Below are 13,667 nucleotides of genomic sequence, written 5' to 3'. Positions count from 1 at the left end.
TGATATGTCAGTGGGTGCTTAGGGGGCGGAGTATGGAGATAATCAGTGAAACGGAGCAATGTGAATGAAAGGCCTAGAACCCAGTTGATCCTAGGCCCAGCCTTACTCTTCTAAACAGACTTGATTACGCCCATTCGCTTTCGCTCTGTATAGCGCTTTATCTGCTCGATAGAAGGTGCGTTGTGTATTTTCACCTTCACGGTGCGAGGTAATACCGATACTGACAGTGAGTCCTCGCTCACCTAGGATCTCATGCCATCCATACTGGAAAATACGTTCACGGTAGTTCTCGGCATGCATTTCGGCTTGTTGCATGTTGACGTTTTCTAAAATCACAAGGAACTCTTCTCCACCAAAACGAACGCATGATGCACCGCTGAATCTAAAGTAGGAGGAGAGTTCATTAGAAACACTGACGATCGCTTTATCTCCGACTAAGTGGCTCAACTCATCATTAATGGACTTAAAATGGTCAATATCGACAACCATTAATGAAAACGTAGTGTCGTGTAGGAGTAAATCTTTTAGTTTTACATCTAACCAACGGCGGTTGTGTAAATTTGTCAGAGGGTCTGTAAATACATCTTGCTGTAGTTGAGCAACGGCATTCTTTTGATTTTCAGTGGTTTCTTTTAACTCACGGTTTTCTTGCTCAGAAAGAATCAACTTGAGTTGTAATTCAAAGCGAGACAGCCTTCGTAACTGAGTCGCTCCCAGTTCACTGATAGGAATATGCTTCATTAAATCAGATTCAATGCGGTAGCCTTTTTTTTCATATTCAAGTGCTTCTTGATACTCATTTCGGCTGGCACTGATGTGGCTTAATGTGTCATAAAACTTCTTTACAACCGCCGATGAAGATTGAATTTTTATACGTTTATGAGTGGTATTCAATACGATAGTGGCCAGTTGTTGCTTACCATCTATGCAGTTTAAACATAATGCTAACTCTAAACGAATCATCAAGGATAACCAACTAGATGAAGCACTGCTTATCGAGTATTGGACTTTTGATAGGGCGAGCAATGCATCGTGATACTGTTTTTTCTGACGACAGATTTTGGCTTGGTAGAGACGAATTTGACCGGCTAAAATTTTGTCACTGACGAGAATACTGAGCTCTTCACACTCTAAGAGTAAGTCGTTGGCTGCGTTGATGCGTTTTAGGTCGATGTAACAGGCAACGATATGAAGTTTGTATCGAAGTCTCAGTGATCGACTACTTATTGCATGATCAATACTGTCAATCTTTTGGTAATAACGTAGTGCGCGGCTGTGGTCACCATAAGCATCGCACAAGTTCCCCATACCTAAAATTGATGCGACATAGTCGTCAATAAAACCATGTTCTACAGCAATATTAGAGATGCTGATGTATTCAGATAGGGCTGAAGTGTAATCACCAATATCCATTAAACGTTCACTGAGACTCGCTTTTATTGTCAGGATATCATCGACGTCTTCGGGAATGTTGAGTAAGTTAAGCGCACGGCGAAGTTCATCAATACTGGTGCTATGTTGCTTTAACTTTGCGCGGTATTCTGCGCTGATTAAATAGCAATGAGCACGTTCTTTATCTGTCGTTGCGATATGTTTACAGATATGTTCCCAAAATATAATGGCATTTTCACCAGACACGGAAGAAGGATCTAAGCCAGCATCGGAAATTTTGTTGAGTAGCGTTTCCATGATAGTACCTTCTATTGGCTTTCTTCTAATTGCTCAAGGGTGAATGGAAAAGTGAGAATGTCTTGTAGTGTCAATTTTGGTAGTTCGCCTGTTAAACCTTTACGATGCCAAGGGTAGATTTCAATCATTTGACTGAGAACGAGAAATAGCTGGTTTGCCGCGTCACCTTTCTCCGAGACTAGCATCGCAATGCGCTTGCTACTTAAGCGAGAGAGCAGATCATTGTGGTTACACAGTGTATGAGCAATCTCTGTACATACGTCTAAATAAGCCGGATCAGAGTGTTGAAGCATAATTATGGCGTGATTGGAGTGTTTAAGTTCTGTTTTAAATAGAACCAATTGCTCCCACCAGAATGTTTCAGAAACAACGTTTGAATAATGTTTCTGTGGGTCATATTCGTATTGACCACGGATTCTGTTAATTAGCTTACGTGCACGCTGCTCAAGTTGGCGCTTCGAACCTCGAGCTTTATCTAAGCTGACTCGAATGGTTTGTTCATTCAGCATTTTAATAGAGTGCTGACGGTATTTTTTAAAGGCGATCAGTGCGGCTTCAAAATCACCTTGTTTTTCAGCGACTAAAGATTGTTGGAAGCAAATTTGACTGAGAAGTTCACCATTATCAAAAAGAGAGGCCGATTGTTCAGCATCCAAAAGTAATTTTGTAGCTTCTTTCGGTTTTTTCTTTAATAGTTCAAGTCTTGCTCTGCTGATAAATGAGTGAGCTTTAATCCATGTTAAATTGTGTTTCAGAGCAAGGTCATGAGCTTTTTTCGTTGCAATTTCAGCATCATCTAGCCGCTCAAGACCAAGTAAAGCTAAGCCTCTAAAATCCCATACTTCAGCTTGCCATGTTTTGTCTTGATGACCTTCCAAAGCATCCTGGGCACCATCAAGTACTGATAGCATTTCAACGTAATTATTGAGTAGGTAATAGTCCCATGCGAGAAGAATGCGAGCCTTACCTTCAAGCCAGCCAATTCGAGCACTATTTGCAACGGTGACAGCAAGCTTGTGGGTTGAGCTGGCCAGTTTATGTTCGTTAGTGATTCGCCATACGTTGCCCAGCCCAATAAGACATTCAATCTGAATTTCGACTTCATCAACAAGGGCAGATTGCTCTAACGCATTAATCCAAAATTGTTGCGCAGAGTAGTATTTGGCTTGCCCCCAATATTGCAAGGCATGTACGTGTAGGATTTCAGGGAGGTAGTTATCAGTATCGAGGCGACTTTGCTTAGAATAAGCTTCTTTGATGGTTTTCAAGCCTTTCCTATAATCCATCAAAGACCAATAGCATCGCGCCATAATCATTAATGACTGGATAGCGCCTTCTTGAAAAAGAATCTGCTCTGAACGAACTAGGCACTGTTCAGCGATACGTAATGCATCTTTAGGCTCTGAATCAATGCGTGATTTCAGTTGTTCTATTTCGATTTCTAAAAGAGACTGATTTTTATCCAAAAGTAATATCCATGACTACCGAACATATTGATAATGTGATCATTATATTAGCGTGCTCCTCGATTAGCACTATTTATGGACTTATAAAGGTAAAGTTTGATGTCTAAGCAACAATAATTAGTGCCGACTCACACTTAATACAGCAAAGTGACGAATTGAGATAGCGGCAATCTTGCGCCATATCATTAGATTCTAGCCTTAAAGTATTAAGACAGGAGCTGTTTTAATGTAAGAGGATGCTCTGTAAGCTCTAATCTTTGTGCCGCTGTAAGCCCATGCTTATCTTGGTAGCATAAATTGTGCCAAGCTCTGAATATATCGAGAAGAGGAAGTAATCCTCCAGGGCGCAGCTTGCGTCTTGGCTCGTTTATGAAGTTATCAAAAAGAAGTTGGAAGCGTTGCTGGTAAAACTCAGTCTGTTTTACTGACGCCTTGCTAAGCCAATGTTTTGGCGCATGGTTTTCACCTGCAAGATAGCAAATGCCTTTATGAGCAGAGCCTTGATTGGATATTGCCCAACGATCTCGCCACCATCCCATATGCACGATATCTGTTTTTTCAAATTCAGTATCGTTGCTCCAGCCGTTATCTTCTTCCACATACATTAAGTCAACGTTTTGACTCAATATTCGCGGTAAGCATACGCTAAGAGCGGCAGAACGAAGAACAGGATCTTGTGGCATATAAATCGAAACGCGCTTATTTTCGTTACACATATCTAGCACATGTAGAAAATGTGCATATGACGTATAAGGCGGTCGAATAAGTGCCCCTTTTGATGGATAGTTGAATATTGTGAGGTTCCCCATTGGGTCCTCGACATTTCCACGAGCCAAAATGGTTTGATACTGTTGGTCTATTCTTTCACGTAATAGAGGTGAAGGTGCCGGTGTCGGTAAATTCGCTTCTGAAGAGTGGTCTCGAGAGACAAACCGTGAAGGTGTGCTATAAGGGTCATGATCGACTGAACCTTCAGGTTCTTCACCAGAAGAGTAGTTTACGTGTTGACATAAAATGTAGCCAGAGTGGGCTTCGCCTGTCGCAATCCATAATACGCCATTACTGCTTTTAGGTTGCAGTGGCATATAGTGAGAAGCAAATTCAAATGATTCTGCATGATTTACCCAACGAGCATCGATCATCGCCAGTTTACGACGGCAGCGACTTGCAATATGGTCAACATGGTCGTAGAACGTCTTTGGGTTGATTGAGAGTTTTCGGCAGATTTCACGTACGGAGTAACTCATAAAGAGCAACCCAAGTAAGTTTTCTTGAAAGGCTAGTTTTTTATTGATACCAGACCATTTGTCAACAAACGTGGATTGGCACTGTTTGCAACGGTATCGCTGACGATCACCACTGAAACCAAAAGCATGGTAGAGGTGTTTGTGGGTGTGAACAGATAGACCAAAGTTCTCACACTCGCCGTTACGACAAGCGGGAAGGCCATCACTGTGAAGTTGTCTTAACCTATGTAACTCGTTAAGAACTTCTTGGTTGTTAAGTAAGGGGGGGAAAGCTCCACACTCACGACAAACCATCGCCGGACGCTTAGGGTTCGCATGTTGCAAAACGTAACGTTTTGCGTCGCTCAATCCAAAGTTGTCACACGCCAATGTTTTACAAAAGTTGAGTTGTAAACCATCTGCGTCTTTTGGCAGTTTGCCGTTGGACACGATCGCCCCCTCGGGATATTCAGGCTGCCAAGTTTTACCTCAGCAGCAAAATGAATTTTTTATTAGATGTTGATTGCTGTTTCTAGAGCAACTTTCATCATGTCATTGAATGACTTTTGACGATCTTCAGAGCTTAGTTTTTCGCCACGGATGATGTGGTCAGAAACGGTAAGGATTGTCAGTGCTTTTGCACCTAAGTCAGCAGCAACACCGTAGATACCCGCTGCTTCCATATCAACACCTAGGATACCTAGTTTTTCCATTTTGCCGAATAGGTCAGCTTCAGGAGTGTAGAAAAGGTCTGCAGAGAATACGTTACCAACTTTAACTGGAACTTCTTGTGCACGAGCTTGGCTTACTGCTTCTTCTAGAAGACCGTAATCAGCAATTGCAGCGAAATCGTGGTTGTTGAAACGAATACGGTTCACTTTAGAGTCTGTAGAAGCACCCATACCGATAACAACGTCCATTAGTTTAACGTCATCACGTACAGCGCCACAGCTACCTACACGGATTACATTTTTAACACCGAATTCTGCAATGAGTTCGTGAACATAGATGCAGCACGATGGGATACCCATACCGTGACCCATTACTGATACTTTTTTACCTTTATAAGTACCTGTGTAACCAAACATATTACGAACGTCACATACTTGTTTTACATCATCAAGAAAAGTTTCTGCGATGTATTTAGCGCGTAGTGGGTCACCTGGCATTAGTACTGTTTCAGCGAAATCACCAGCTTGAGCATTAATATGAGGGGTTGCCATAGTTGTATCTCCAAAGTTTTTATCGTGGTGACAAGGATTTAAAATTCAAATCACCAATTCTGTTGAATCTGTTTCTGTCTGTTGAAGCAATAATAGCTAGATATCACAGCCTACCTTGAGACATTCATCACAGAATAGTGCAAGGTGCACTACATTGCCAATATTGATAACTCTTTTTGTTGAAAGTTGTAAGGCAATCGATTTGCTATGTGAATTATTAATAGTGGTTGTACGAAAATATTTTTTGTACAATCAGTTTTGGCATGCTATAAGTTATACGTAGGTTAATTTTGTATAGTTTTGGGGGTGTTTATGTCGCATATTGAGATCGGAGTGAGTGCATGTATCATTGGAAATCCAGTCAGATTTGATGGAGGAAGTAAATTAAATCATTTTCTTGCTCGGGATCTTGTTGACTATTTTTCTTTCGTGCCCGTTTGTCCTGAAGTTTCTATAGGTATGCCGACACCAAGACCGGCAATACGGCTGGTTTCTGACGAAGAGCGAATTCGCTTACTGCAAAGTCAAGACAGTTCGAAAGACCATACCGACAATATGATTCAGTTTTCGAAACAGAAAGTTCAAGATCTTGGTAAAAAAGAGCTGTGCGGTTATGTTGTATGCGCTAACTCTCCGACATGCGGCATGGAGCGTGTAAAAATTTACCAAGGTAACCAAGCGCAAAAAAATGGTGTTGGCTTATTTACACAAGAGTTGATGGAGCAAATGCCGTGGTTGCCTGTAGAAGAAGATGGAAGGTTACAAGACCCGGTATTACGCGAGAATTTCATTACACGAGTCTACAGCTTGCGAGATTTCTATGATTCGATGGGGGGCAACCCAACGCCTGGAAAAATAGTGGCTTTCCATTCTCGCTACAAATTGAGTTTAATGGCTCACCATCCTGAGTCATATAAATCATTGGGTCGTTTGGTGGCACATATCAAAGATTACGATGAGAATGAATTTTACCAACGTTATCGGACTGAATTTATGCAAGCGATAAAAAATCGAGCAAGCAGAAAAAACAACACTAATGTTCTGATGCATATCCAAGGTTATTTCAAAACACTGCTTACTGGGACGCAAAAAGCGGAACTGTGCCGAGTGATTGATCAATACCGTACAGGTTTGCTTCCGATCCTTGCACCGTTAACACTGATTAATCACTACTTAGAGGCGTTTCCTGACTCGTATTTACTTCAGCAAAAATATCTCCAACCGTATCCACAAGAATTAGGATTACGCTATGCACTATGAATCTGATCATGAAAAATGTGAGACAGAAGATCATAAGTTGTATGCCATACGCGAAGTGTCTGAGTTAACAGGAGTTAAACCCGTGACACTTCGGGCGTGGCAGCGACGCTACAATTTAATTAAGCCCCAACGAACCGAAAAGGGGCATAGGCTTTATACGCAGGGTAATATAGAGACTATTAAGTCGATTCAAAGCTGGCTGGCGAAAGGCATTTCCATAGGGAAAGTTAAACCGCTGCTTGAATCTGAGCTGATAAATAATGCCGGGGCCGGAACTCAAGCAAGTACCTCACCGGTTTTAGAAGACGTTGATACATTGATCTCAGCACTAGCCTCTTTAAATAATGGGAAGGCAGAATCGATCGTTAGCATGGTATTAAAAGAGTACCCGTTAGACATCGTGACCGAGCAATTTGTATTCCCTATTTTGGATGCGCTGGAGCTTGTCAAAGGCCCGCAGCGAACCATTCAAAAAAGCCTGTTTCAGTCAATTATGCTCACGCGATTGATCTCAATTATTGAGGCGGAGAGAAAAGCTGCACATAAAGGGAAATGTTTATTTGTCAATTTGGATCCGATTGGCAGTATACCGGCATGGCTTTCGTGCTTGAAATTGAGTGAAATGGGTTTTTACATGGTTATGCTAGATGGGGTAGAAAGTGTATCTGCTTTACTCAAGCATGAAACTGTTACCAGCTTTTCTCATGTACACTTTTTTTCTAATCGAGCATTGGCAGATAAACAAGTCGCAATATTGACAGCGTGGATGAGTCACGCTGAGCAGGAAGTCTCGGTATCTGACGTTATTGATAAGCTGTATCTGTCATCCGAAGAAATAGCGAGCAGTGACTGAATTTAAGCAGTATGGATGCAGGGAAGCACTTTGTAAGATCAACTATTTCGCCTCAATAGTTGATAAAACAGTCGAAAGAGAGATAACCTTGTAAAAGATAAAGTGCTAAGGAATAACGATAAATGCTGCGATTCAAACCGTTAGGGCTACTACTAACACTCATTTTAGGCGTGACAAATGGAAGCCATGCTGCCACGTTTGAGTTACCTGAAGATGACAGCCATATCGTTGGTCGTTTGCAACTGCATGTTGTTGAAAAAGGCGAGACCTTAGCCAAAGTGGCCAAGCAATATGATGTTGGTTTTTTATCATTAATGGCTGCAAACAAAGGCGTTGATCCCTTCCTTCCCCTTGAAGGGTATGTACTTACTATCCCCTCACAATTGATTCTTCCTCAAGTTCCGCGAAAAGGTATTGTCATTAACCTTGCTGAATTGAGGCTTTACTATTTTGAACCTTCCCTGAATCAAGTCCATGTTTTCCCCGTTGGTATTGGCAGGGTTGGACGCGACACTCCAGAAATGGAAACGAAAATTAGTCAGAAAAGAGCGAATCCGACTTGGACTCCCCCCACCTCAATTCGTAATGAGTACTTAGCAAAAGGCATTGAACTACCCGCGGTTGTACCGGCAGGTCCCAACAATCCGTTAGGGGAGTTTGCTTTGAGGCTTGGGTATGGCGCTGGAGATTATTTGATCCATGGAACTAATAAAGAGTTTGGTATTGGCTTGAGAGTGAGTTCTGGTTGTATTCGTATGGAACCTCAAGATATCAAGTGGCTTTTTGAAAAGGTAAGTAAAGGCGAGAAAGTGAAAGTGATCAATCAGCCGATTAAAATCGCCCTTGAACCGGACCGGAGTGTGTTTGTTGAGGCTCATGAGCCATTAACTCGCAGTGATGGAACTCAACAACCTCTTACCCTTCCTATTGAGCTAAATTGGTGGTTGGAAGAGTTTCAACTGTCAGACAGTAAAGCGAAGGCTGTCATTTTGGCGCAAAACGGTTTGCCTGTAGAAATAGCAGCACCTACTGAATAGCAGGTGCTGGAACAAAATAAGGCCGCTTATTTTGTGTAAGACTGTGCAATGTTATCGATACGCTCATTTGCACGAGCCGCTTCTTCTTGTGCAGACATTGCCGCGTCCGCTGCCATTTTTGACTTCATTTCAGCGTCAGCTTGCTCACCTTTAAGAGATGCCACTTCTTGGCTTAGTTGAGACACTTTGTTATTTAGTTCATCCATCTTTGCCATGCTCGCTTCATCTGGCCCTGAAGCACACCCAGCAAGAAGTAGTACTGATGTTGTTGCAGCAGCAAGTAACATTTTGTTCATAGGAACTCCTTGTTCAATAAGTATCGAATCGCGCGCTATACATTCTTCATCATATAGTCGCATCACCTTGATTGTAGCGACTAATTATCAATACACCTAGTTATCTGATGATAAAAAGTTCAATAGTTGAAGTAAGTATCGTTCAGATATTGAACATTCTTATATCTGAGAATCAACAGAGGGAGGCTGAAGGCGGTACTTTCAATTCCATATAATTTTTATGTGATCTCTATCTATAATGGCTGCTTTTGCGTTATCATATCGTGTTAACCAATTTTTATATCGAATCATTAAGACTGGAGAGTCCATTGCACTTTAAAGATTTAAGCCTAGACAATCGCTTACTTAAAAATCTGAAACACTACGACTTTAAAAAAGCGACAAAGATCCAACAACAAGCGATTCCCGTTGTTATTGCAGGAAAAGATTTGTTGGCTTCGTCAAAGACGGGATCAGGCAAAACCTTAGCATTTGTTTTACCTATGCTGCATAAGGCTCTCAAAAATAAAGCATTTTCTGCAAGAGATCCTCGTGGTGTGATTTTGGCTCCGACACGTGAACTGGCGAAACAAGTTTACGGTGAGTTGCGCTCAATGCTGGGTGGATTGTCTTATGATGCGACCCTAATTCTTGGTGGTGAAAACTTTAACGATCAAGTTAAAGCGTTACGCAAATACCCACGCTTTATTGTGGCTACTCCTGGTCGTCTTGCCGATCACCTTGAGCACCGCTCTTTGCATTTAGATGGTGTCGATACGCTTATTCTTGATGAAGCGGATCGTATGCTAGATTTAGGCTTTGCACCTGAATTACGACGCATTCATAAAGCGGCAAAACACCGTCGTCGTCAAACGTTAATGTTCTCAGCAACGCTAGATCATGCTGAAGTTAATGACATTGCATCTGAAATGCTTGATTCACCAAAACGTATTTCTGTTGGTGTTTCGAACGAAGAACATAAAGACATTACTCAAAAATTCTATCTTTGCGATCACTTAGATCATAAAGAAGCAATCCTCGACCGTATTATTGAAGAAGCTGAATACCGTCAGGTCATGATTTTTACAGCAACTCGTGTGGATACTGATCGTTTAACTGAAAAGCTAAACGAGAAGAAGCTTAAAGCCGTCGCTCTGAGTGGTAATTTAAACCAAACTCAACGTAATGCGATCATGAGCCAATTTGAGCGTGCAGTCTTTAAGATCCTTGTGACTACGGATGTCGCTTCTCGTGGTATCGATATTCCAAACGTGAGCCATGTTATCAACTTCGATATGCCAAAGCATACGGAAGAGTATGTTCACCGTGTAGGTCGTACTGGCCGTGCTGGTAATAAAGGGGATGCTATCTCTCTAGTGGGTCCAAAAGATTGGGATAGCTTTAAGCGTGTAGAAACTTATCTACAGCAAGATTTAGCTTTCTCTGTACTAGAAGGATTGAAAGGTAAATTCAAAGGTCTTCGACCGCGTAAGCCTGCCTTTAAGAAAGGTGGCCCTGCGAAAGGTAAAGCGAAAGCGAAATCAGCACAGACTCCGAAAAAACCAACTCAACGTGATAAGAGCTTCCATAAGAATGTTGCAGTGGGTGATTCTGTATTTATTCCAAAGAAAAAACCTGCGAAGCCTGCGGTAGATAAGCCAGCAGAAGAGTAGAGTTTGAATTAAAAAAAAACCGCCAAATTGGCGGTTTTTTTTGTTTCTAGTGTTTAGCTTTTTCTTATGTGTACTACTTAAACTTTAAAGTAATCAAGTTCCAGTTTTTGCTTCTCAGCAAGGTTGGATAGCTCATGGCTAGCCGCTGCTGCTTGAGTGACGCCAGTTACGTTTTGACTAACCAAATCGTAAATGTTTGAAATGTTGCGATTAATATCTGCTGTTACATGGCTTTGCTCTTCTGCTGCCGTTGCAACTTGAGTATTAATCGAAGCAATATCACCGACTGATTCGCTAATCTCAGATAGTGCGTGGTTCACTTGATTTGCAAGCTGTTGGTTCTCTTCTAACGTGGTTAAACTTGAAATCATGCTCTCGTTAGCTGAGCCAGACTGATGTTGGAGCTCTTCGATGATGGCCTGAATTTCTTGTGTTGATGATTGAGTTCTTGCTGCTAGTAAGCGAACTTCATCAGCAACGACAGCAAATCCACGGCCGCTTTCGCCTGCGCGAGCCGCTTCAATTGCCGCATTAAGCGCAAGTAAGTTCGTCTGTTCTGATATGCCTTGAATCACTTCAATCACATTGCCAATTTTTTCAGACTGTTCTTTCAATGAGCTAACAACACCCGCAGCGTCGCCCAACTGGTCTGCCATTTTCACATTTGCGCGGTTACTCTCTTCAAATAACTTCATGCTGTGTGAAGCACTTTCATCGGCTCGTTTTGATGCTGCATCGGCATCTACGGCATTGCTGTTTACGTTAGATGCCGTGCTTTCTAATTCATTGACCGCAGAAGCCACTTGTTCCACTTCTTGCTTTTCTTGATCTGAATTGGCACTTGATTGAGTCATGACCGCCGCCAACTCTGTTGATGCAGACGCCACTTCAACACTGATGCGGATAAGGGAATCTACGGTATGACGCAGTTGTTCAACGGTTGAATTGACATCATGGCATAGGTCGGTAATTTCATTCTTACCGTCAACATCGGCTTTCACTCGAAGATTACCTTTGGCGATCTCTCGCATTGTACCTTGTAGTTTGCGAATTGGAGTCACAATGATGCCTGCTAATAACCAGCCGCTTATCAATGCAATGGTAAGAACAACAATCAAGCCAATAGTGATCGCGCTAAGAGTACTTGTGTGTTTTTCGGTATTGATGCGTAAATCATCAAGAGAGATCTTGTTTAACTTATTTGAAAGTGCGTCAATCGCGTTAACCATCTTCGCACCAGCATCGCGATATTCAGCAGAAGCTCGGTTGTATTGCTGTTGGAAACTATCCGATAAATCGGTCGCGGAATGCTTGGTTTTTAATAGAGGGATCATGGTGTTACGTGAGTAATCGACGTAGGCATTCATCGCTTCTCGCATCGCTTTTACTTCAGATTGTAACGATGGAACACGGTTAAGAACATCAAGCCGGTCAAGGTTTGCTTGCTGACTAGTCTTCAATTTTCCTGAAAGCAACTCGACTTCATTTGGGTCAAATAAGCTGTAAATTGCGCTAATACGCATGGCGTAAGTATTGTCGACAATGGTACTAAGCCCATCTTTATATACGATGACATCTTCAGTCGATGTTGTCACGTCATTGAATGCTTCTTCCAATTTTTGACCACCAAACGTGATTCCAATAAGCAGAAGAACAACTGTGAAAAGAACAGGAACAATGACCTGTATCTTTATTGATAGATTACTGAGTAGTTGACGCATAAAAGCCTCTATTTAACGTTGTAATAAAAATATGTGTAATGTTTGGAAACGAAAGTGTTATCGGCTCAAAGATCTTTGTCTTTGTCGGCGGTAACTCTGTGATTTTGCTTCCATTTGAAGTCAAACGCCACCCTAACACTAATTTGTTCAGTACCCAATAATTTGAACGCATTCATGTTCGTTATTTTTCGTTTCGGTCTATAAATACAAAAAATAATTAAGAGGGTGAAGAGGTTATCGTTGTCATAGAGGCTTCAACGAACTGAAACACAACTGTCACATAACCTGCCTAAAGTGAGCATCGTCAAATGAAACACAACGGCAATAAGGCCACTAAAGGAATTTGTGATGAAAAAAACAGTAATCGGCGCAATCGCTCTATTCGGTGCTTTAACAGTGACTTCAGTTTCAGCAAAAGAAACTATTTCTGCGGTAGGTTCCAGTAGCGTAACACCGCTTATGGAAGTGTTTTCTGAAACATACATGAAATCGAATTCAAATGTTTATATTGAAGTGCAGGGGCCTGGCTCTTCTGCAGGCGTTAAAGCAGCAAAAAATGGGTCAGCAGATTTAGGGATGTCATCTCGAAATCTAAAAAGCTCTGAAAAGGAACCTGAATTAAAAGAACTGGTAATAGCTCGTGACGGTATTGCGGTCGTAGTAAATCCTAAAAACGGCATTCAACAATTGACGGCTGAACAGGTTACAGCAATCTATAAAGGCGAAGTGAGCAACTGGAAAGAAGTTGGTGGTGCAGATAAACCAATCGTTGCGATTACTCGTGATACGGCATCAGGCACTCGCGGTGCATTTGAAGATATCATGAAATTGAAAAAGAAAATTTCAGGTGTAAAAGTATCGGCTATTTCGCAACGAGCACAAGTTGCTAATGGTAATGGCGCACTGAAAACAATGGTTGCTTCGAACCCATATGCGATTGGCTATATCTCTTTAGGTACAGTGGATAACTCAGTACATGCGCTCCCTATCGACGGTACTGACGCGACAGTGAGTAATGTTAAGAATGGTTCATACAAAGTGGCTCGTCCATTCCTAGTTCTTTACAAAGAAGGCAAGCCTTCAGCATCAACACAACAATTCCTTGACTGGATGGTTACCGATGAAGCTCAAGCATTGGTTGCTAAAAAAGGTTACATCTCAGTTAATTAAAACAAATCATTATTGCTCAGCCCACATTTCGGGCTGAGCCTTTTTTACCCATATCGAATTATCGACATATGAGT

The 13,667-nt window shown here is 41.8% G+C and carries 11 protein-coding genes; 5 read left to right on the top strand and 6 right to left on the bottom strand.

The genetic code is table 11. The features are described from left to right. Nucleotides 1-102: 102 nt before the first annotated feature. The 4 genes from L4C39_RS11990 to deoD form a co-directional block, all read right to left on the bottom strand. Nucleotides 103-1,689 carry a GGDEF domain-containing protein gene (locus L4C39_RS11990; protein ID WP_429746078.1) on the bottom strand — a complete coding sequence of 529 codons (1,587 nt, stop codon included), beginning with the start codon at nucleotides 1,687-1,689 and terminating at the stop codon, nucleotides 103-105. Nucleotides 1,690-1,700: 11 nt separating this feature from the next. After that, on the bottom strand, nucleotides 1,701-3,155 hold the full coding sequence (locus tag L4C39_RS11985) for a hypothetical protein (protein WP_371729766.1): 1,455 nt from the start codon (nucleotides 3,153-3,155) through the stop codon (nucleotides 1,701-1,703). Between the two features lie 206 nt (nucleotides 3,156-3,361). Next, nucleotides 3,362-4,831: an IS1 family transposase gene (locus L4C39_RS11980; protein WP_113798477.1), complete on the bottom strand. Its 1,470-nt coding sequence runs from the start codon at nucleotides 4,829-4,831 to the stop codon at nucleotides 3,362-3,364. Between the two features lie 62 nt (nucleotides 4,832-4,893). Continuing rightward, nucleotides 4,894-5,604, bottom strand: coding sequence for a purine-nucleoside phosphorylase (gene deoD, locus L4C39_RS11975; RefSeq protein WP_017054380.1), 711 nt, complete (start codon nucleotides 5,602-5,604; stop codon nucleotides 4,894-4,896). Nucleotides 5,605-5,916: 312 nt separating this feature from the next. Here deoD and L4C39_RS11970 point away from each other — a divergent pair, with 312 nt between their 5' ends. From L4C39_RS11970 to L4C39_RS11960, 3 genes are all read left to right on the top strand, one after another. Beyond that, nucleotides 5,917-6,864, top strand: a complete 948-nt coding sequence (locus L4C39_RS11970; protein WP_429746075.1) for a YbgA family protein — start codon at nucleotides 5,917-5,919, stop codon at nucleotides 6,862-6,864. Next, nucleotides 6,854-7,717, top strand: coding sequence for a MerR family transcriptional regulator (locus L4C39_RS11965; RefSeq protein WP_171755526.1), 864 nt, complete (start codon nucleotides 6,854-6,856; stop codon nucleotides 7,715-7,717). The genes L4C39_RS11970 and L4C39_RS11965 overlap by 11 nt, the downstream gene beginning before the upstream one ends. A 122-nt stretch (nucleotides 7,718-7,839) precedes the next feature. After that, nucleotides 7,840-8,754: a L,D-transpeptidase family protein gene (locus tag L4C39_RS11960; RefSeq protein WP_429746073.1), complete on the top strand. Its 915-nt coding sequence runs from the start codon at nucleotides 7,840-7,842 to the stop codon at nucleotides 8,752-8,754. A 26-nt stretch (nucleotides 8,755-8,780) separates the two neighbouring features. Here the strand turns inward: L4C39_RS11960 and L4C39_RS11955 are convergent, their stop codons facing one another. Further along, nucleotides 8,781-9,050 (bottom strand): Lpp/OprI family alanine-zipper lipoprotein, encoded by a 270-nt coding sequence (locus tag L4C39_RS11955; RefSeq protein ID WP_017054384.1) that lies wholly within the window; start codon nucleotides 9,048-9,050, stop codon nucleotides 8,781-8,783. 308 nt (nucleotides 9,051-9,358) lie between these two features. Here L4C39_RS11955 and L4C39_RS11950 point away from each other — a divergent pair, with 308 nt between their 5' ends. Next, the gene (locus L4C39_RS11950; RefSeq protein WP_113798469.1) at nucleotides 9,359-10,702 is read left to right on the top strand and encodes a DEAD/DEAH box helicase; all 1,344 of its coding nucleotides are present in this window, start codon (nucleotides 9,359-9,361) and stop codon (nucleotides 10,700-10,702) included. Nucleotides 10,703-10,779: 77 nt separating this feature from the next. Here L4C39_RS11950 and L4C39_RS11945 read toward each other — a convergent pair whose 3' ends face one another. Continuing rightward, on the bottom strand, nucleotides 10,780-12,423 hold the full coding sequence (locus L4C39_RS11945) for a methyl-accepting chemotaxis protein (RefSeq protein WP_429746070.1): 1,644 nt from the start codon (nucleotides 12,421-12,423) through the stop codon (nucleotides 10,780-10,782). A gap of 348 nt (nucleotides 12,424-12,771) precedes the next feature. Here L4C39_RS11945 and L4C39_RS11940 point away from each other — a divergent pair, with 348 nt between their 5' ends. Then, complete coding sequence (locus L4C39_RS11940) at nucleotides 12,772-13,593, top strand: phosphate ABC transporter substrate-binding protein (protein ID WP_113798465.1); 822 nt, start codon at nucleotides 12,772-12,774, stop codon at nucleotides 13,591-13,593. Nucleotides 13,594-13,667 lie beyond the last annotated feature (74 nt).

This window comes from Vibrio clamense, assembly GCF_050337905.1.
GTDB classification, from domain to species: Bacteria; Pseudomonadota; Gammaproteobacteria; order Enterobacterales; family Vibrionaceae; genus Vibrio; species Vibrio cortegadensis.
This window is presented reverse-complemented; position numbering and strand designations above follow the sequence as displayed.

Coding starts and splice junctions, on each gene's coding strand:
- L4C39_RS11990 (WP_429746078.1), bottom strand. CDS start 1,689: ATGGAAACGCTACTCAACAAAATTTCCGATGCTGGCTTAGATCCTTCT.
- deoD (WP_017054380.1), bottom strand. CDS start 5,604: ATGGCAACCCCTCATATTAATGCTCAAGCTGGTGATTTCGCTGAAACA.
- L4C39_RS11970 (WP_429746075.1), top strand. CDS start 5,917: ATGTCGCATATTGAGATCGGAGTGAGTGCATGTATCATTGGAAATCCA.
- L4C39_RS11965 (WP_171755526.1), top strand. CDS start 6,854: ATGCACTATGAATCTGATCATGAAAAATGTGAGACAGAAGATCATAAG.
- L4C39_RS11960 (WP_429746073.1), top strand. CDS start 7,840: ATGCTGCGATTCAAACCGTTAGGGCTACTACTAACACTCATTTTAGGC.
- L4C39_RS11955 (WP_017054384.1), bottom strand. CDS start 9,050: ATGAACAAAATGTTACTTGCTGCTGCAACAACATCAGTACTACTTCTT.
- L4C39_RS11945 (WP_429746070.1), bottom strand. CDS start 12,423: ATGCGTCAACTACTCAGTAATCTATCAATAAAGATACAGGTCATTGTT.
- L4C39_RS11940 (WP_113798465.1), top strand. CDS start 12,772: ATGAAAAAAACAGTAATCGGCGCAATCGCTCTATTCGGTGCTTTAACA.